Raw genomic sequence first — 20,107 nt, forward strand, 5'->3', positions numbered from 1 at the left:
CGATTTCTGGATGGGACGGGCCGTACGGGATCATCGCCGTACGGCCCGTTCCCGTTCGGGCTCGGCAGGCGGGGAGGCCAGGTCATGCGGCGTCTCGCCGGAAAGCTTCTGAAGAGGGCCGCGGCACCTGCGCGTCGCGGGTGGCTGGTACCGACGGTCTGCGCTCTTGTCCTTCTCGGCCTGCCGTATCCGCTGCGCGTCATCCCGGCGGCGCCCCCGGAGACCGTGCCCGGGCAGGTCCGTATCGCGACATGGAACGTCTGCGGGGTCCGGCAATGGCACTGCGAGAGCACCGGGACACGCACCGAGAAGATCCAGGCACTGAAGCGACTGGCCGCCGGCGACGGCGCGCGCGTGGTGATGCTGCAGGAAGTCTGTGCCGGAGACCTCGCTGTCGCCCGGGAGGAGATGGGGAAGGGCTGGCACAGCACCTTTCTGCCTTATGCCATCCAGGATGCCGAGGGACGGCGCACGGCCGTCCGGTGCGCGGACGTACGCCAGGGAACGGCCGGACTGGGGCTGCTCGCGTTCTCCCCGCTCACCAAGGTGTCCACGGTGCCCACGCGACAGTCGGCGGTGGGGCTGCACAGGGGAATCGTCTGCGCCACGGCAGCCGACCTCGCCGTCCGGGTCTGCAACGCACACCTCAGTCTGCCGGAGGGTGACCCGGCGCAGGTGGGCAGGGAGTTCCGCGACGACCAGCTGAAGTCATTGGCGGGTGCGGCGAATGGGCGCACCGTGTTCGGCGGCGACCTGAACAGCGCTCCGCCGTCGAACGGTACCGAGGACAGCTGGATATGGCCCCACACCACCTACCGGACCTACCGGGAATGCGACCAGGAGTCTGCCTCCTCACGGCATGGCAGGCCCACCCACACCAGCGGTCACAAGGTGGACTACTTGTTCACCGCGTTGCCGAGAACTCGCTGTTCCGTCCGCGACACCGGGGCCTCGGACCACCGGGCTCTGATCATGCAGGTCAGTAGCCGTGGCTGAGGTGCTCCCGCGTGGCCGGTGACGCGTGGGCGGACACCACACCGAACGTGACCGCGGACCGCTGGGACTCGTTGCCGTCCGTGTCCACGGCGTAGCACTCCACGGTGTGCTGACCCTCGGCCCAGGACCAGCCCGATTCCCATGACCACCTGCTGTCGGGAGCGACCGGCGCCGCCCCCAGCCGTACACCGCGCTCGACGAACTCCACGCTCACCGCACCCTGCGCGTACCCCATGAGTCCGATGACCGGCCCGGGCATTTGCTGGCCGGCGGCAGGCACCGAGATCACCGGCCCCGCGACCGCCAGACCGGCCCTCGGCTGCACCGGCCCCTGGAAACCGGACGCCGGGAGCGCGCCCGCCTGTGCGGGCACCTGCGCCGGGACGCTGAAGACGACCTCGGTCCGCGGGGAGTGGTGGCCGGCCGCATCCACCGCGAACAGGCGGATGACGTGCTTTCCCACCGGCCAGTCGCGTCCCGGGTCCCAGCTCCAGTACCCCTCCGGCCCGACTTGGGGGGATACCAGGAACTTCCCGTTCTCCCAGAGGCTGACCCGTACCGCGCCGGGCGCGGAACCCGTGAACCGCACGGCCGATGTGCCGACCCGGCCGGGCGAAGGCGTGAAGACCGCCGGCACGGGAAGGGAGGAGGAGACCTGGGAAGTCTCGCTGAGGTAGCGGTCGATGGCGGACCTCTCCGCATCCGGTTGCTCCCCGCCGTTGACGGCGAACCCGAGGCGCGGAGCCATGCCGTCGATGAGGAAGTTGATCAGCCCCATGAGAACAGGGACGTTCCGACGGGTCACCTGGGTGTGATCGGAGATGAAGGGGGAGTCACTGAAGATGAAGTTGAAGTTCTCGTAGCCGCTGAAGAGACCGAGAAAGGGCTCCACCTGCACCGGGTACTGCTCGTCCTGCGGCGAGGAGAGCACGTAGATGTTGGCGCCCCGGTTGGCTCCGGCACGTATGAGGTCGGGGATCACGTTATCCAGGATGTGGACATTGGCGTCCGTGACCTGTCCCATCATGTACTCGGCCACCTTCGTGTGCTTGCTCAGGTAGGTGCCGACCCGGAACTGCGGGACGATCGACACGATGTTGCGGAACCCGTACTTCAGGCCGAAGTAGAGAGCCGCACTGCCGCCCTTGGAACCACCCCACATGGTGCACTGGTCAGGCGTGAGGCCCAGTGAGTTCATCACGTTCGAGATCAGGGTGACTACGGACCGCTCCAGGCCGAAGTCCATCCCCTTGCAGAGGTAGTAACTGTTGTGGCCGTCGAACTGATCGCGGATCCACAGGATGTTGGACCGGAGGCCGTCGAAGACCCCGTTCGACCAGCCGTAGTCCTCGGGCGCTGCGAAATTGGCGAAGACCACCACTAGGTGCTGGTTGCCCTTCTTCGCATGGGCGAAACGGTACTGGACCGGGTACGCACCGGAGGTCTCGATGCCGCTCAGCGGGGCGCCGCCTGAAGCTGCTCTGGACATGGTTCGGGAAGTCTCCGATCTCGTGGGGGCCGGGCAGCCGCGTCAGTGGCGCGGCCCGAAGCGGGACGCGTCGGGTTGCACTGCTCAGCTGTTCATGCCGGACTTGTCGCGTGTCCAGAGGCCGCCGGACCGCGTCCCGTCGAGGGCACCGCCGCCCACCCGTTCTCGTCGGGCACGCCCGGATCGGCGAAAGCGACCATCAGGCGGGGGTGCCGTTCATGGTGTGCGTGAACTTGTACTCGATGGGAAAAGTCCTGATCGCTTCCCCACCCGTGAGGATCCGGCGGCCGGCCCGGGCTGCGTCAGACATGCGCGGAATCCAGTCTCTCCCGGTGCGAGCCGGCAGGGTGGCGCGGCTGCCGTGCACCGCCCTCCGCATGGAGGACCGCTCTCACCGCGCCCTCGTCAGCTCGCGGGAAGAAACCTCGGAGGACGGCAGCCTCGTTCGCATCCATCGCCTGGGTCCGGGGCCGGCCGGGCTCCATGTCCCCTCCGGCGATGAGGATGTGGTCTGCCAGACGCGCGGAGGCGTAGCCGTCGTCCAGGTCGCAGAACTCCTCCTGAAACCATTGGTAGCGGTCGGCGTAACCCTCCTGGATGCGATCGATGTCCTCGATCGCGGAGATGAGTTCCGCAGATTCGAACAGAAGCGGCCCAGGAGCACTCTGCTCGAAGTCGAAGTAGAAGCCTCTGAGAGTGTCGCGGTAGTGGTCCAGGTCGTACGTGAAAAACAGGATGGGGCGACCCGTGTTCACGAAGTCGAACATCAGGGACGAGTAGTCCGTGATCATCACATCGGTGATGAGCGAGAGATCGGCCATGTCGGGGTAGTCGGACACGTCGAAGACGAAGCCGTCCCCGGCTCCGGGTACGGGATCCACAACGTTGGGGTGACGGCGGACCATCAGCACGTGGTCGGCGCCGAGCCGCGCGCGGGCGTCGTCGAGGTCGATCCTGAAATCGAACTTGTACTTGCCGGGTGCGTAGAACTGGTCGTCGCGCCAGGTGGGGGCGTACATGATGATGCGCTTCCCCGGGGGAAGGCCGATGCGCTGCCTGATTTCCGCTGCTCGGCGCTCCATTCCCGGGCGGCGCAGGATGTCGTTGCGGGGATATCCGCACTCGACCATCTCTCCGGAAAACTGGAAGGCGCGCTTGAGGATGGGCGTGGAGAAGCTGTTGGGGGAGACCAGCATGTCCCAGTTCTGCACCTCCTTCGCCACCCGTTCCAGATACCGCTGGTCGGCGAAGTGGACCGCCTCGATGTCGTGGCCGATCTTCTTGAGCGGGGTGCCGTGCCAGGTCTGCACCACCACCTGGTCCGCGCGCTTCACGAACCAGTCCGGCAGGTGGTTGTTGGCGACGACGTAACGGGAGGTGGCCAGGGCCTCGTACCACTCCGCCGACCACATGCGGATGGGCCGGGCCGTCGGCGGTACCTGGACCTGGTCGTCGCGCACCACCCAGAGGTGCTCCAGCGCCACTCCGCGGCGGACCATTTCCTCGTGGACGGCTCGTGGGCTGTCCGAGTACTGCGTGCCCTTGAAGGCGTCGAACAGCACGGCAGGCCTGATCTGCTCGCGGCGGGCCTGGGGGTAGTTCCTGGTGCGCAGCAGCTTCTGCCGGTAGGGCCCCCGGGAGTCCTCGGCCATCGCGGAGCGGACGAGCAGAGAAAGCCGGTCGTAGGCTTCGGCCTGGAGGTCGTAGCCCCGGCCGTCGGTCTCGATCTCCTGAGGAAAAGTACTGACGAGGCTCTGCTCGATCTTGAGCATGAGGTCGGGCAGGCGTTCGTCCGGCGTCACTTCGGAGGGATCCTGGCGGCGCAGGAAGAAGTCCCAGCGGCCGGCGGCGAGCGGAGTGTCACCGGCGAGAGTCCGCATCGCGGCGGGGGTGACCACACAGCGGAAGTGCTGACCGTCCCATCCGATCGGCACAGCGCGTTCGGCACCATGGGCACGTGATCTCACGACGAGGTGCGCGGCCTTGCTCTCGCGGTCAGGCATGCGCTGCGCGCACGAGTAGCGGCCTATGATCTCGAGTGAACCGTCCGCGTACCAGGCGTAGTCGGAGACCAGGGGCAGGGCGGAGCGTTCGAAGAGGACCACGTACCCCGAACCGTTGCGGTGGACCACGATCTCACGGTCGCCGTCATCGGTCTGGAGCCCTTCGGGCATCCGATAGTGCCCGTCGTCCGTCTCCTCGGCCATCACGGGATACAGCGGCGCCTTGCGCCCTTCCACATGGACGGTGGTCTTCCATCCGTTGCTTCCCATCGTCCATGCCTGCGGCACGGAGCCGTCACCCGATCCTCGTGACCCCGGCACCAGGCTGCTCAGAGGTATGCGGGCGGTGAAGGTGCACCATCCTTCGCCACCGGGCTGGAAGGACATCCAGGCGTCGTGGCGCCCCGCGCCGTTCATGCTGGTGACGCGGATCTTCCCCCATTCCGGGATCGTGGCGCCGAGGTAGACGCCACCGAGTTCGAGCTGCTCGCCCGCCATACGGTGCCGGGTGATGCGGCAACGCACTCTTTCGACGCGGAGCTTGAGACCGCCCTGGACGAAGAGCGGCACGATGCGCGTGTTCTTGTCCACGTAGCGAATCGGCGGGTTGGAGGCGGTACCTGCCCCGCCCCGCCCGATGCTCTTGTAGCGGAACAGCCCGCGGCTGAAAACTCCGGCCGCGACGTCCCAGGTACCCTCGACCCACTCGCCTTTCTTCTTGAGGCGCGTGGTGTCGAAGCGGCTTTCGAAGCCTGCCCAGTCGTAGCAGTAGCGGTTCTGGTTCGAGTGCTCGGTGGCCTGCGGGTAGTAGGTGGTCCTTGCCAGGTTGACCAGCGTGCTGCCCGACTTCTTGTTCCGCAGGGCCAGCATCTTCGTGGACATGTGCCGCTTGTGCACGTTGATGAAGCGCACGTACGCGGACCCCGTCAGCGTCAGCGAATCGCCGTTCCAGCGGGCGTCCGTGAGTGAACTGAAGGGGGACAGTTCCTTGTCGAGCCGGTAGTCACGCTTGTAGAGGCCTGTCTCCCGGTTACCCAGGTGCGGGTAGTTCAGGTAACGGCGGAACCGCCTGCGAACCGGCAGCGGACCGCCCTTGCGCTCGAACTCGAGAACGTCCAGGAGCTCGTCGAGGCGGCCCTGGTGGACGAGGAGCCACTTCACGCGGGCGTCTGCGGGGAGTTCCTCGATGATGTCGTCGTCGGCCTCACCCAGAAAGTCCTGGGCCGCGTACATGAAAGCGTCCCGGTACTCCTGGTCCGCGTCGGGAAGGACCTTGAGGTGCAGCATGAGGTCCGACTTCAGGCAGGCCAGGTCGTACTTCCGCTTGTGGTCCCTGAATGCGCGTGAACGGTGCTGCCCGAGGAAGCGGCTCACCGACTGGACCGCCGCGACGCGGTCCTGCAGGTTGTTCAACTCGGTATGTCTCTGGGTGATGGAAGGAGCTGCTCCGCCGTCGCGTCTTCGCCAGAAGTAGACGATGTCGCTGATCACGTCAACCTTGTCGGCCTTGAAGTGCGCGAACATGTTGACCCAGGAGTCCTCGTAGAGAACACCCTCGGGGAACTGGATGTAGTGGTAGTCCCAGAAGCTGCGCCGGAAGACCTTGTTCCAGACGGTGCGGTCGTAGATCAGCGCCTCGAAGCGGGTGATGTGGGTGCCCTTGCGATCCCGCTGCATCGGCCCCTTGTGCAGGGGGGACTGCCACTTCTTCGTGGAGTTCATCATCTGCACGTTTCCGGAGACGAAATCCGATCCTGTCTCGGAAAGGGTCCGGATGAGCAACTCGTAGGCGTACTCGGGAATCACATCGTCGCCGTCGGCGAACACCAGGAACTCACCGGCAGGATGCATGGCACGCAGTCCGGTGTTGCGCGCGTGCCCGGGGCCGTGCGGTTCCTGGCGTATCAGCCGGAAGCGGGGGTCCTTCGCGCAGAACCTCTCCGCGATAGCCGTGGACGAGTCCGTCGACCCGTCGTCGACCATGACCACTTCGAAGTCCTGGAACGTCTGCCTCGCGATCGACTCCAGGCACTCCGTGAGGTACGTCTCGACGTCCTGGAACGGGACGATCACGCTCAGACGTGGCCCAGCGGTCACCATTCACACTCCAGTTCGAGGCAGGCGAGATCACCTGCACCACTTCCGATTGACCCAGCTTCAGCACATAGCCCGGTCGAGTCGCCGTGGACCCGGAGTCGGGCGCCCCCGTCGAGCGCTTGCCACTCAGCTCTCGAACTGTCGCGTCAGTCGCAAATCTTAAGTGAACATTAAAGGATGTCAATGCGCAGATTCAGTGCAAGGTCGCGCTATGCGCTGGACAGGACAAAGTGATGCACGCCATACTCACCCGCCCACAACCCTGTGGGTCACTGGCCGATCTGAAAAGAAGGGCTTCAGGCGCCCACGCTGAACACCCAGCGAGCGACAAGCCCGAATACCGTCCGGTCGGACGTCAGAGAGTGCGCCATTCCGAGAGCGTCAGCCCGGGTTCGTCCGTCTGCCTCGCCACCTGCGGGACTCCGTCCTGGCCGATGACCGCCACCACGAGCCTGCCGAACGCATCCTGTGCCAGCGCCGGCGCGGCCAGGCACCGCACGCCCGTGTCCGACCACCACAGGCCGTTGCCCTCGTCCTCAGTGATCCCCACTCCGACCACAGCCGTGCCCTGGTCCCCTCGATGGGCAAGCACAGTGCAGTCGTAGCCGTCCAGGAGCGCACGGGCCGCCACATGGGGGCCCTCACCCGGCGCGCCTCCCAGAGCCGTGGGCCACCCGCCCGCACGGTAGGCCACCACTCCGCGGCCACCCGGGTCGGTCCAGTAGAAGGTCGGCCTGTCGGGCCCGGTCTCCAGAACGGCCAAGGTGTCCCGCGCCACCGCGAGACTTGAGGGATAACCGTCCCCCAGCCCGCCACCGGGCTCCTTCTGGAACCAGTGCAGCGTCCCCCCGGCAGTGGTCGCGAACAGTTCCATCCGACCCGAGGAAAGGGCGATCGCGGCGAGGCTCCCCTCGATGCCGGCAACGCCCTTGCGGTCCTCCCACCCCCGCCACTTGCCGTCGCCCTGCTCACGCCGGAGTGCCAGGCCGCCGTCCGCGGTCCGGACGAAGATGTGCACCATTCCCGTCGTGGTCACCACAGCGGCCGGCCGGCCGACTCCGCCGGCCGCATCCACTCCCTCGCCGGGATTCCCCAGTGAACGCCACTGGGTGACCGGCCGCCCCGACTGGTACTGGATTGCGTGCACGACGTCCACGACGGACCGGCGGTCCGCGGTCTCGCGCCTCCGGCGCCCGATGAGATGCACATACGCGTTGACGTCCTGCGTGACGGACAGATGGTCGAGACCGGATACCGGGACGAGTTCGCGCTGCCCCCAGACCTGGCTTCCGGGACCACTCTCCGTCCAGCGCCGGATCCCCCCCTCGGCCAAGGCGTAGACCGTGAGACGGCCTTCCTTGCCCCGGGTGAGCCAGATGCCCTGCGCCGTGTTCCCCGCAGGAGCAACCCTTGAGGTCGCGCGGGCATCCTGTCCGAGCATTTCCGCAGTCACCTTTCCAGGCATCCGACACATCGCGCACAATTTCGAATCTGGCACATACTAGTCCCTCACATGAGAGAACCTTCGGCGGACGAACAGTGATGCCGCACAGGGGAACGGCCACTCGGGGGGAGTACGGCGAGGACAGAGTCCACCGTCCTCGCACGTGTGCTCGATGCACTGTCTATAGTGCTACGCACTACCGAAACCGGACCGGCTCCTCCCCCCACCCGAGTCCAACCCGCCCAAGCCCTGACGGGCCGCGAGAAAAGGGACTCGAACAGGATGAGCAAGGACGCCATGCCCCCGGGCCCGCGCGCCTCACGACGAGCGGAAGCACCGAAGCGGGGCCGCAAGAAGGAACGCAAGCGCCGCCGCGGCCTCAAGATCACCCTCGGGGTGCTCGCCCTGCTCGTCCTCGCGGGCGGCGGCACGGCGTACTGGATGTACGAGGACCTCGACAACAACATCAAGGGCGTCGACATCGACAAGGCGCTCGGCGAGGACCGTCCCGAGAAGCTGCCCACCACCGGCCAGAACCTCCTCGTCCTCGGCTCCGACTCGCGCGCCGGGGCGGAGAACCAGGAGCTGGGCGGGGGCGGCGCCGTCGGCGGAGCCCGCTCCGACACCGCCATGGTGGTGCACATACCCGAGGGCCGGACCCAGGCCGTCGCCGTGTCCATCCCGCGCGACACCCTGGTGACGCGGCCCGAGTGCGCCAAGGCCGACGGTTCCACGATGGACTCCGCCGAGCGCGTCATGTTCAACTCCGTGTACTCGCAGGTCGGTCCGGCCTGTGTGGTGAAGACGGTCGAGAAGATGTCCGGCGTCCGCATCGACCACTACATGGAGATCAACTTCGCCGGGTTCAAGGACCTGGTCGACGCCATCGGAGGCGTCACCGTCGACGTGAAGGAGCCGATTCACGACAAGGCGTCGGGGCTCGACCTGACCGCCGGCACGCACAAGCTCGACGGTACCGAGTCCCTCTCCTTCGTCCGGACCAGGCACGGCATCGGCGACGGCAGCGACCTGGGCCGGATCGGTCTGCAGCAGCAGTTCCTGTTCTCCCTGCTGAGCGAGATCAAGTCGCAGGACCTGCTGGGCAGTCCGACGACGGCGTACAAGATCGCCAACTCGGCCACCAAGTCGCTCACCACCGACGAGGGACTGGCGTCACTGACCTCCCTCACCGAGTTCGCCCGCTCGATGAACGGCGTCGACCCCTCGTCCATGGAGACGATCATGCTGCCGGTCGCCTACGACAAGCGGGACCCGAACCGCGTCGTGTCGGCGCAGCCGCAGGCCGGCGACCTCTGGAAGGCCATCCGCTCGGACGCCACGATCCCGGAGTCCGCGAAGAAGTCCCCCGCGACCGGCGGCTGAGCGCGTGTCACCCTGACGGGGTGACGAACGATCGGGCTCTGGTGATCATCGACGCCGCCAACGTGGTGGGGTCCGTCCCGGACCAGTGGTGGCGGGACCGGCGCGGGGCCGCCGAGCGGCTGCGGGACTCGCTTGTCCCGTACGCCCTCGACGGGTTGCCGGGCGTCCCCGGTCCCGCCGGACTGGTGCTGGTCGTGGAGGGCGCGGCCCGCGGGGTCGGGTCCGTGCCGGGGGTCCGCGTGGTGGCCGCCGCGGGCAGCGGCGACGACCTGATCGTGGACCTGGTGGCGGCGTGGGCGGACGACCCCGCCGGCCGGCACGACTGCGTCGTGGTCACGGCCGACCGGGGACTGCGGCGGCGGGTCGAGGCGTACGGGGCGAGGTGCGCGGGACCGCGTACGGTACGGCCCCTGCCTCCTCCGCGTCGTGACTGACCCGGGTCAGCGCCCCTGGGCCATACGGCTGTTGCGGCGCCCGTACGCGAAGTAGATGATCACTCCGATCGCCATCCAGATGGCGAACCGGAGCCAGGTCTCCGCGGGCAGGTTCAGCATCAGCCAGACCGAGGCGGCCACCGAGACGATCGGCAGGACGGGCACCCACGGTGTGCGGAAGGCGCGGTGGAGTTCGGGGCGGGTGCGGCGCAGCACGATCACGCCGAGGGCGACGACGACGAACGCGAAGAGCGTGCCGATGTTCACCAGGGTCGCCAGCTCGTTGATGCTGGTGAACCCGGCGACGATTGCGATGATGACGCCGAGCAGGATCGTCGGGCGGTAGGGCGTGCCGAAGCGCGGGTGCGTGACCGAGAAGAACCGCGGCAGCAGCCCGTCCCGGCTCATCGCGAAGAACACGCGGGTCTGGCCCAGCAGCAGGATCATGCAGACCGTGGTCAGGCCCACCGCCGCACCGAAGCTGATCACTCCGGCGTAGAAGGGGTGCCCGACCGCCTTGAAGGCGTCGGCGAGCGGGGCGCTGACGGAGAGTTCGGAGTAGTTCTGCATGCCCGTGACCACGATGGACACGGCGACGTAGAGCAGGGTGCAGATGACCAGCGAGGCCAGGATGCCGCGCGGCATGTCACGCTGCGGGAGCTTGGTCTCCTCGGCCGCCGTGGCGACGACGTCGAAGCCGATGAAGGCGAAGAAGACGATGGACGCGGCCGTGAAGATGCCCATGACGCCGAAGTTCGTCGGCTCGTAGCCGAAGATCAGCTGGACCAGCGGGGCGTCCAGGCCCGAGCCGCCCTCCTGCTTCTGGGCCTCGGGGATGAAGGGGGTGTAGTTGGCCGACTTGATGAAGAAGAGGCCGGCGATGATCACGATGAAGACGACGGCGAGCTTGATGGCGACGACCACCGTGGTCACCCGGGCCGACAGCTTCATCCCGAGGACCAGGATGACGGTCAGCACGAGCACCAGCGCGAAGGCCAGGATGTCGAAGCCGAAGCCGCTTGCCACGTCCGGTCCGGACAGCGCGTCGGGCAGGGTCCAGTCGGCGTTGTCCAGGAGCGACCTGATGTAGCCGGACCATCCGACCGCGACGACCGCCGTGCCCAGGGCGAACTCCAGCACCAGGTCCCAGCCGATGATCCAGGCGACCAGCTCACCGAGCGAGGCGTAGGCGAAGGTGTACGCGGATCCGGCCACCGGCACGGTGGAGGCGAATTCGGCGTAGCAGAGCGCGGCGAGCGCGCAGACGATACCCGCTGCGACGAACGCGAGGGCGGTGGCGGGGCCCGCCGTCTCCTTGGCGACCTTGCCCGTGAGGACGAAGATCCCGGTACCGATGATCACGCCCACGCCGAAGACCGTGAGGTCCAGTGCGGAGAGGGACTTCTTGAGCGCGTGCTCCGGCTCTTCCGTGTCGCGGATGGACTGTTCGACCGTCTTGGTCCGGAACAGCCCTCCTCCGCTGGGGGGCGTGTCATGCTGCGTGCTCACCGGCGTACCTCCACGCACTCGTCGTGCACGCCATGATTCGGAACCGGCCGCCCCCGCACGCTCCGCCCGGCCCCGTGTCACGCGAATGGGCCGGTCGGACCACCCGTGCGGAGCGGCCGACCGGCCCAACGGGCCGTGCGGTGGATCAGTCGCGGACCGGCTCGGCGGCCCGGCTCTCGTACCGTCCGTCGAGCTTGGCCACCAGACCGGTGACCTGGCGGGCGATGTCCGGCGCCGTCAGACCGATCTCGGCCATGACCTCGGCCCGGGAGGCGTGGTCGAGGAAGACCGGCGGGATACCGAAGTCACGCAGCGGCACGTCGACGTTCGCGTCGCGCAGGGACTGGGCGACGGCCGAGCCGACACCGCCGGCCCTACTGTTGTCCTCCACGGTGACGACGACCCGGTGCTGAGCCGCCAGCGGTGCGAGCGCCTCGTCGACGGGCTTGACCCAGCGCGGGTCGACCACCGTCGTCGAGATGCCCTGGGCGTCCAGGAGCGTGGCGATCTCCAGGCACATCGGGGCGAGCGCGCCGACGGAGACCAGCAGGACGTCGGGCTTGTCCGTACCCGCCGAGCGCAGGACGTCCATGCCGCCCACCGTGCCGACCGCCTTGACCGCGGGGCCTACGGCGCCCTTGGAGAAGCGGACGACGGTCGGGGCGTCGTCGACGGCGACGGCCTCGCGCAGCTGGGCGCGGACCTGGTCGGCGTCGCGCGGGGCCGCGATGCGCAGGGAGGGCACGCACTGCAGGATCGACATGTCCCACATGCCGTTGTGCGAGGCACCGTCCGTGCCCGTCACGCCGGCCCGGTCCAGGACGAACGTGACGCCGCACTTGTGCAGGGCGACGTCCATGAGGACCTGGTCGAAGGCACGGTTGAGGAAGGTCGCGTAGACCGCGAAGACGGGGTGCAGCCCGCCCGTGGCCAGGCCGGCGGCGGACACCGCGCCGTGCTGCTCGGCGATCCCGACGTCGTAGATCCGGTCCGGGAAGGCCTCCTCGAACTTGCCGAGGCCGACCGGCTGGAGCATGGCGGCCGTGATCGCGACGATGTCCTCGCGCTCGTGGCCGAGCTTGACCATCTCCTCGCCGAAGACCGACGTCCAGTCGAGACCGGAGGTGGAGATCGGCAGGCCGGTGTCCGGGTGGATCTTGCCGACGGCGTGGAAGCGGTCCGCCTCGTCCTCGAGGGCGGGGGTGTAGCCGCGGCCCTTCTCGGTGAGGCAGTGCACGATGACCGGGCCGCCGAAGCGCTTGGCCCGCTGGAGCGCGGACTCCAGGGCCTCGATGTCGTGGCCGTCGATCGGCCCGACGTACTTCAGCCCGAGGTCCTCGAACATGCCCTGCGGGGCGATGAAGTCCTTGAGGCCCTTCTTGGCGCCGTGCAGGGTCTCGTACAGCGGCTTGCCGACGACCGGCGTGCGCTCCAGGAGGTCCTTGCCGCGGGCCAGGAACCGCTCGTACCCGTCGGTGGTGCGCAGGGTGGCGAGGTGGTTCGCGAGGCCGCCGATGGTCGGCGCGTACGAGCGCTCGTTGTCGTTGACGACGATCACGAGCGGGCGGTCCTTGGCGGCGGCGATGTTGTTCAGCGCCTCCCAGGCCATGCCGCCCGTGAGCGCGCCGTCACCGATGACGGCGACGACGTGGTCGTCCTTGCCCAGGACCTCGTTGGCCTTGGCGAGGCCGTCGGCCCAGCCGAGCACCGTCGAGGCGTGCGAGTTCTCGATGACGTCGTGCTCGGACTCGGCGCGGGACGGGTATCCGGAGAGGCCGCCCTTGCTCTTGAGCTTCGAGAAGTCCTGCCGGCCGGTGAGCAGCTTGTGCACGTAGCTCTGGTGGCCGGTGTCGAAGAGGACCTTGTCCTGCGGGGACTCGAAGACCCGGTGCAGGGCGATGGTCAGCTCGACCACACCCAGGTTCGGGCCGAGGTGGCCCCCGGTCTTGGACACCTCCTCGACGAGGAAGGTGCGGATCTCCCCGGCGAGCTGGTCGAGCTGCTCGAGGCCGAGCCGGTCCAGGTCGCGCGGTCCCCCGATGCGGGTCAGCAGGTCCACCCGTGCCTCCTTGCGTAAGAGCTGGTCGAGCGTGTCGATCCGATGAGTCTAATGTTCCGTCGGCGGGCCCGGTCATCGGGCGGCGCATTCCGCCCTGCCGCGCCGGGGCGCGCCGGACACGCGTGTGCCCGGCATCGCGGAGGATGCCGGGCACATGTCCGCAGGTGCGAAGGTCAGGCGCGGCCTGCGGTCTTCTGCGTCTTGCGGGTGACGGAGTCGATGACGACCGTGATGAGGAGAACAGCGCCGGTGATCATGTAGTTGATCGGCGTGGCGATGCCCTCCAGGGCGAGGCCGTACTGGATCGAGACGATCACCATGACGCCGAGCAGGGCGTTCCAGGTGCGGCCGCGGCCGCCGAAGAGGCTGGTGCCGCCGATCACGGCCGCCGCGATGACGTTCATCAGGAGGTCGCCGCCGCCGGAGCCCTGGTTGGCCGCCGCGATCTTGGAGGCCCAGAACAGCCCGCCGATCGCCGCGAAGGTGCCGGCGATGGCGAAGACGGAGATCCGGACCGCGGTGACGTTGATGCCCGCGCGGCGGGACGCCTCGACGCTGCCGCCGAGCGCGAAGATCTTCCGGCCGTAGGAGGTGCGGCGCAGGACGAAGTCCGTGCCGACCAGGACGACGAGGAAGAGGACCAGGGCCAGCGGGAGGCCGCGGTACTGGTTGAACATGAACGCGGCGCCGAAGGAGAACAGCGCCAGGATGACGGTGCGCACCACGATGTCGACGACCGGCCGCGACGGGACGCCGGCGGCCTCACGGCGGCGGGTGTCCAGGTAGGCGGAGAGGAAGTAGCCGATCACTGCGACGGCCGCGAGTCCGTAGGCGGCCGCGACGTCCGCGAAGTAGTACGTGGTCAGCTTGCCGATGACGCCGTCGCTGTCCAGGTTGATGGTGCCGGTGTCGCCGAGCAGCTGGAGCATGAAGCCCAGCCAGAACAGCAGGCCGGCGAGGGTGACGGCGAAGGCGGGGGCGCCGATCCGGGCGAAGAAGAAGCCGTGGATCGCGCCGATGACCGCGCCGCTGGCGATCGCGATGAGGACGGCGAGCCACTCGTTCACCCCGTGGGTGACGCTGAGCACCGCCACGACCGCTCCGGCGACACCGCTGACGGAGCCGACCGAGAGGTCGATCTCCCCGAGCAGCAGCACGAAGATGATGCCGACAGCCATCATGCCCGTGGCCACCATCGTCACCGCGATGTCGCTGACGTTCTTCGCGGAGAGGAACTCGGAGTTCAGGCTCTGGAAGACGACGCAGATGATGAGCAGGCCGATGATCACGGGGATCGAGCCGAGGTCACCACCGCGCATCTTGCGCTTGAACTCGGTGAGGTATCCGGCGAGGCCCTGCTCGCGGACGAGCAGCCGGGGGTCGACCACGGTGTCGGCGCCCTTGGCCGCCTCCGGGTTGACCACTGCCGTGGACGTCTTGTCGGTTGTCACTTCTGGGCCTCCGCGTTGCGCGCCGCACGACGGGTCACGGCGTTCTCCGTGGCGCCCGTGATGGCGGAGATGATCTCTTCCTGCGAGGTGGTCTTCACGTCGAAGACCCCGTTGTTCCGGCCGAGCCGGAGGACGGCGACCTTGTCGGCGACGGCCTTCACATCGGCCATGTTGTGGCTGATGAGGATGACCGCGTGGCCGCGCTCGCGCAGCCGCTCGACGAGGTCGAGGACCTGCGCGGTCTGCTCGACGCCGAGTGCGGCGGTGGGCTCGTCGAGGATGACCAGCTTGGGCTCGCCCAGCATCGAACGCGCGATGGCGACCGTCTGGCGCTGACCGCCGGACAGGGACGCGATCGGAATGCGGACGCTGGGGATGCGGATCGACAGCGTGCTGAGGAGCTCGCGCGAGCGGCGCTCCATCTCGACCTCGTCGAGGATCCCGTACTTGCGGAGCTCCCTGCCGAGGTAGAGGTTGCCGACGACGTCGATGTTGTCGCAGAGCGCGAGGTCCTGGTAGACGGTCGCGATCCCCAGGTTCTGGGCATCGTGCGGCTTGGATATCTGGACCGGGCGGCCGTCCCACTCGATGACTCCGTCATCGATGGGGTGCACACCTGCGATCGTCTTGACCAGCGTTGATTTACCGGCACCGTTGTCACCCACCAGGGCGACCACCTCACCGGCGTGGACCTCAAGCTCTACATCGGTGAGCGCCTGGACGGCACCGAATCGCTTGGAGACCCCTCGCAACGCCAACACGGGCGTAGCGGACACGTGAACCATCTCCTTCGCCGCCTGACCCGGCGGGGATACCACACCTCTGGGGGGAGGCACGGTGGTTGAGCAGAAGAGTGAGAAAAAGCGGAAGCGTTCCGTCCGGCGCCCGGCCCGGTAGCGGGACAGTTGGTGGGCCGGGCGCCGGACAGGCTTCGGGGCCGCCCGGCCCGGCCCCGAGGGCCTTGCCGGGCGGATGGGGCCTACTTCAGGCCCGCGGCCGCGCAGGCGTCCTTGTACTTGGCCGAGCAGATCTCGTCCAGCGTCCAGATGCCGTCCTTGATGACGGTGTCCTTGATGTTCGCCTTGGTCAGCGAGACGACCGGGACGATGACCGTCGGGATGCCCTTGGTGCCGGCATTGTCGATCTTGGACGTGGCGATGGTGTCGAGCTTCTCGCCCTTGGCGAGCGCGACGGCCATCTCCGCGGCGACGATGCCCTCCTGCGGGTAGGACTTGTAGACGCTCATGAACTGCTCACCGGTGACGATGCGCTGCACACCGGCGAGTTCGGCGTCCTGGCCGGTGACCGGCGGGAGCTTGGAGAGACCGGCGGACTTGAGGGCCTGGATGATGCCACCCGCCATGCCGTCGTTGGCGGAGTAGACGCCGGCGATCTTGTCCTTGCCGAGGGCCGTGATGGCGCCCTCCATGTTGGCGTTGGCGTTCTCCGGCTTCCACTCCTTGGTGTCGTACTCCTTGCCGTACGTCACCTTGCCGTCGAGCACCGACTTGGCGCCCTTCTTGAAGAGCGCGGCGTTCGGGTCGGTGATCGCGCCGTTCATCATGACGATGGTGGGCTTGGCGGCTCCACCCAGAGCCTCCAGCAGGGCCGTGCCCTGCGCGCGGCCGACCTCTTCGTTGTCGAAGGAGGTGTAGGCGTCGATCGGGCCCTCGGCGAGGCGGTCGAAGGCGACGACGGGGATGCCCTCGTCCTTGGCCTTCTTCACGCTGTTCTCGATGGCCTTGGCGTCCACGGCGTCGATGATGAGCGCGTCGACCTTGTTCGTGACCATGGTGTCGACCTGCTGCGCCTGGAGCGTGGCGTCCTGCTTGGCGTTGGCGTAGACGACCTCGCCCTTGCCACCGGTCAGCTCGCTGACCTTCTTCTCGATGACCGGCTTGTCGAACTTCTCGTAACGAGCGGTGACGTTCTCGGGAAGGAGCAGACCGATCTTGATCGCGTCGCCCTTCTTGCCCGAGTCGGTGCTGGTCGCCTTGTCGCCCGACTCCTTGGCGCTACCGCAGGCAGCGAGCGAGACGGCCATGGTGGTGGCGGCAACGGCAACGGCGGCACGACGCATACGCGTGTTCATTTCGAACCTCCCTGACGAGGCCGCGACGTTGCGGCCGAGGTGGCTGGAAGTCAACTCGGCCGCGCCGCCAGCGTCAAGGAGTAAATACTTAACGAGATGACAACGGTGCCATTCGTTATCTAAGTGAAGGCGGGGGTCGCAGCAGGAAGGGTGCTGTCCAAAAGGGTCGAATCACCCATCTCGCTGAGCACGAGGGCAAGCGCACCCAGCACCTCGGCCCGTCCGCCGAGCGCCCCGGGGAGCACGGAGAGCTGCCGGGCGGCGCTGGGGATGGCGTAGCGCGAGACCGAGTCCCGGATGGGCCCCAGGACCAACTCACCGGCCTCCGCGAGGGATCCGCCGAGCACCACACGGCTCGGGTTGAGCAGGTTGCACAGGTTCGCCACCCCGCTGCCGATGTGCCGCCCGACGTCCCCGATGACCCTGCGGCAGCCCGGATCGCCCTCACGGGCCAGCTGCACCACCCGGTCCATCGTGAGATCGGGCCCGTGGCTCGGCATGAGCAGGGGCAGGACGTACCGGGCGGCGGTGAAGGTCTCCAGGCAACCGCGGTTGCCGCAGCGGCAGACGGGGCCCGACTCGTCGAGCGTGATGTGCCCTATCTCGCCGGCCGTGCCGCCCGGGCCCCGGTAGATGTGCCCGTCGATCACCAGACCGGCGCCGACACCGCTCGCCACCTTGATGTACGCCAGGTCCCTGACTCCGCGGCCACTGCCCCAGACGAGCTCGCCCAGGGCCCCGAGGTTGGCGTCGTTGTCCACGTACACCGGGACCCCGAGGCGGCCCGCGAGCTCCTGACTGGGATTGATGCCGGTCCAGCCCGGCAGGATCGATGTGGAGCCCAAAGTTCCGGATTCGACGTCGATGGGGCCCGGCACACCGAGTCCCACGCCGATCACCTTCTCGGGACTGATCCCCGTGGTCTCGACCAGGCGGTTGACCAGCTGTTCCGCCCGGCCGAAGCCCTGGGCGGACGAGGCATCGACGTCCAGCGGCTCGGACTCCTCCGCCAGCACCTGGTGGGCGAGGTTGCCGATGGCGACCCGGAGGTGGGTGTGCCCGAAATCAACCCCTATGACGATGCCGGCATCCCCGCTGAGGGAGACACTGCGGGCGCGGCGCCCGCCCGCCGAGGTGGGCGTCACCTCGACCGTGCCGCCGTCCTTGAGTTCTCGCACGATGTTGGAGACAGTGGCCGCGGAGAGGCCGGTGCTTCTGGCGATCTCGGCCTGGGTCAGGGACCCCGCCATTCTTACGGCACGCACGACCCGCTCAAGGTTGGCCCGATGCAGAGATGTCTGCGACCCCGGAGTCTCCATCGACTCACTCACTCCTGCCGTTTTCTCTAACATGTGAACCCTAAGCTGAGCGTTTTGGGGTGCCCCCCGTCAAGACCTGAGCAGTGGGGGCCTCTGACGAGCACGTCGCTCCCGCGGCCCGACGGCGCCTTCGAGCGCTGTCCGGACGAACCGGCAGGGCCTCGCGGCGAGCACGCGCAGGACCGGTGGTTCGCCGTCCGCAGCCGTGTTCTGCGGTGTCGCCGGCCCCGCCGCCCGGCCGGTGGTTCCACCGGCTTCCGGGTCCCGCCGCCCAAATACCCTGCCGCACAACGCCGTCGGGGACTCGCGTTGCCGGCCGCACGGGCCGTCGGCCGGCGGCGGCAGTTCAGGCCGTGAACGGCGGACCGGGCTCGGCCGACCGGGCCGGCCACCCCAACCGGGCTGGCCCGCACGGCACTTGCGGGTCCGCGAGATCCGACTCCCGCGCCCGCGCTCACATCTGCTGCCCCCCGCACGTCTCCGCGTCCGCTCACGACCGTGCGGGGCGGACGCACGCACGTCCGCCCCGCACGGGCACTGCTGGTGGCCCGGTCCGGGCCGGTGGGCGCCTCCGCGCCTACCGGTAGCGCTCGGCGCGACGGCGCCGCGCGGGCTCCGCCACGTCCACGATGACTCCGGCTCCCCTGCCGGGGGTCTCCCGCCATGCCCGCAGCTTCGCGGCGACGCCCGGCAGCTTCGTGTCGTCCGGCCCGACGGCGAGGTAGAAGAGGCCCTCGTCCGCCGGCCGGTCGTCGCCGCCCCAGCGCACGAGGCCCTCGGTGTCGGCGATGACGTCCCGGAGCACGAGCTGTTGCGCCGTGGTCAGGCCGCCCCGTACGCCGGGCGGGTAGGAGCCGGGCCTGATCAGCACCGCCGTGCCCGACGCCTGGTTCGAACGCGGCCGGGCGGTGTCCCGCACCTTCCCGGGGGCCGTCCAGCCCTCGATCGGCGCCGGCTCCCCCGGCAGACCGATCGCCTCGATCTCGTAGTGGAAGCGGCGGACGACGTGCAGCAGGAGTGTCGCGGCGTCGCCCTCGCGCAGGGAGACCTTCAGTCCCGTGCCCGCCACGGAGTGCGTGACGATCTCACCCTCCGCGTCGACGGCCCTCTGCATCTCCCAGCCGTTGCCGGACGGGCGGCCGGTCAGGAGCCTCCGGCGGCGGTCCTCCAGATCGCTCAGCGCCTTCTTCAGCCGGTCGTTCCGGTGGGGCGGCGCGCCGGTCACGGCCGGGGCTGCGGCGGCCGGGGCGGCGAGCACGCCGCCCGAGGCGAGGCTCGCGGCGGTGACTCCGGCCGCCACGGTGAGTGCGTGTCTGCGGGACATCTCGGTACGGATCACGATCGGCCTGCCTTCCGTTGGGTCGCCTGCCGCTTGCGGTGGAGCAGCAGGGAGACGGTCCCCGCTCCCAGGGCGAGCAGCAGCAGTACGGCGATGGTCGGGTTGATGTAGTCGGGGACGACGGCGGTGTGGCTGGTGCCGTCGGGCATGCGGCACACGAGCCGCAGCGGGATGAAGTCTCCGGTGGTCGCCTCGGCACCCGGCCTCCGGAGCTCGCCGTCGACGTACGCGCAGCGTGTGCCGCGCTCCTGCCGGTCGAGCAGCAGCAGATGCAGGCAGCCCCACAGGTACAGGGCGAGGGCACCGGCCGACGTCAGCAGCGTGACGTCGCGCCACGTCGACGCCGGGGTACGGGCCTGACGCCTCCGCCGCGCGAGCCGCGAGCACAGGTGTGCGGCGATGCCGCACAGCGCCGCCGCTCCCGCGATCAGGATGGCCAGAAGCGCCGTGAAGCTGTGCCCCTGGTAGGGGTCTGATGCTGCGAGCACGGGA

The 20,107-nt window shown here is 68.5% G+C and carries 14 protein-coding genes; 3 read left to right on the forward strand and 11 right to left on the reverse strand.

Features of this window, described 5'->3' with window-relative positions:
- The first annotated feature begins 84 nt into the window (after positions 1-84).
- Positions 85-996, forward strand: a complete 912-nt coding sequence (locus ACFYY2_RS15415) for an endonuclease/exonuclease/phosphatase family protein (protein ID WP_388742349.1) — start codon at positions 85-87, stop codon at positions 994-996.
- Here ACFYY2_RS15415 and ACFYY2_RS15420 read toward each other — a convergent pair.
- The 3 genes from ACFYY2_RS15420 to ACFYY2_RS15430 form a co-directional block, all read right to left on the reverse strand.
- A complete protein-coding gene (locus ACFYY2_RS15420) occupies positions 980-2,485 on the reverse strand; it encodes a hypothetical protein (protein WP_388742352.1) in 1,506 nt (501 codons plus the stop codon). The genes ACFYY2_RS15415 and ACFYY2_RS15420 overlap by 17 nt on opposite strands.
- 302 nt (positions 2,486-2,787) lie before the next feature.
- Positions 2,788-6,588 carry a CDP-glycerol glycerophosphotransferase family protein gene (locus ACFYY2_RS15425; protein WP_388742353.1) on the reverse strand — a complete coding sequence of 1,267 codons (3,801 nt, stop codon included), beginning with the start codon at positions 6,586-6,588 and terminating at the stop codon, positions 2,788-2,790.
- Between the two features lie 352 nt (positions 6,589-6,940).
- The gene (locus tag ACFYY2_RS15430) at positions 6,941-8,026 is read right to left on the reverse strand and encodes a hypothetical protein (RefSeq protein ID WP_388742355.1); all 1,086 of its coding nucleotides are present in this window, start codon (positions 8,024-8,026) and stop codon (positions 6,941-6,943) included.
- Between the two features lie 285 nt (positions 8,027-8,311).
- Between ACFYY2_RS15430 and ACFYY2_RS15435 the strand changes: the two genes are divergently transcribed.
- The gene (locus tag ACFYY2_RS15435) at positions 8,312-9,412 is read left to right on the forward strand and encodes an LCP family protein (RefSeq protein WP_388742356.1); all 1,101 of its coding nucleotides are present in this window, start codon (positions 8,312-8,314) and stop codon (positions 9,410-9,412) included.
- A 20-nt stretch (positions 9,413-9,432) separates the two neighbouring features.
- On the forward strand, positions 9,433-9,846 hold the full coding sequence (locus ACFYY2_RS15440) for an NTP pyrophosphohydrolase (RefSeq protein ID WP_388742358.1): 414 nt from the start codon (positions 9,433-9,435) through the stop codon (positions 9,844-9,846).
- A 6-nt stretch (positions 9,847-9,852) separates the two neighbouring features.
- On the opposite strand, the gene ACFYY2_RS15445 is transcribed toward ACFYY2_RS15440, so the two are convergent.
- From ACFYY2_RS15445 to ACFYY2_RS15480, 8 genes are all read right to left on the reverse strand, one after another.
- Entirely contained in the window at positions 9,853-11,355 is a 1,503-nt protein-coding gene (locus ACFYY2_RS15445) for an amino acid permease (RefSeq protein WP_388742361.1), read from the reverse strand.
- Between the two features lie 145 nt (positions 11,356-11,500).
- Positions 11,501-13,414 (reverse strand): 1-deoxy-D-xylulose-5-phosphate synthase, encoded by a 1,914-nt coding sequence (gene dxs / locus ACFYY2_RS15450; protein WP_388742364.1) that lies wholly within the window; start codon positions 13,412-13,414, stop codon positions 11,501-11,503.
- A 173-nt stretch (positions 13,415-13,587) separates the two neighbouring features.
- Positions 13,588-14,865, reverse strand: coding sequence for a sugar ABC transporter permease (locus ACFYY2_RS15455; protein WP_388742367.1), 1,278 nt, complete (start codon positions 14,863-14,865; stop codon positions 13,588-13,590).
- On the reverse strand, positions 14,862-15,650 hold the full coding sequence (locus ACFYY2_RS15460) for an ATP-binding cassette domain-containing protein (protein WP_388742369.1): 789 nt from the start codon (positions 15,648-15,650) through the stop codon (positions 14,862-14,864). Before ACFYY2_RS15460 ends, ACFYY2_RS15455 begins: the two co-directional genes overlap by 4 nt.
- Before the next feature lie 194 nt (positions 15,651-15,844).
- A complete protein-coding gene (locus tag ACFYY2_RS15465) occupies positions 15,845-16,957 on the reverse strand; it encodes a sugar ABC transporter substrate-binding protein (protein WP_388742372.1) in 1,113 nt (370 codons plus the stop codon).
- Between the two features lie 119 nt (positions 16,958-17,076).
- Positions 17,077-18,276: an ROK family protein gene (locus tag ACFYY2_RS15470; protein ID WP_388742375.1), complete on the reverse strand. Its 1,200-nt coding sequence runs from the start codon at positions 18,274-18,276 to the stop codon at positions 17,077-17,079.
- Between the two features lie 577 nt (positions 18,277-18,853).
- Positions 18,854-19,615 (reverse strand): hypothetical protein, encoded by a 762-nt coding sequence (locus ACFYY2_RS15475; protein WP_388742377.1) that lies wholly within the window; start codon positions 19,613-19,615, stop codon positions 18,854-18,856.
- Positions 19,612-20,103 (reverse strand): hypothetical protein, encoded by a 492-nt coding sequence (locus ACFYY2_RS15480; protein ID WP_388742380.1) that lies wholly within the window; start codon positions 20,101-20,103, stop codon positions 19,612-19,614. The genes ACFYY2_RS15475 and ACFYY2_RS15480 overlap by 4 nt, the downstream gene beginning before the upstream one ends.
- Positions 20,104-20,107: the final 4 nt, after the last annotated feature.

This window comes from Streptomyces sp. NPDC001822 (genome assembly GCF_042892135.1).
Classification (GTDB): Bacteria; Actinomycetota; Actinomycetes; order Streptomycetales; family Streptomycetaceae; genus Streptomyces.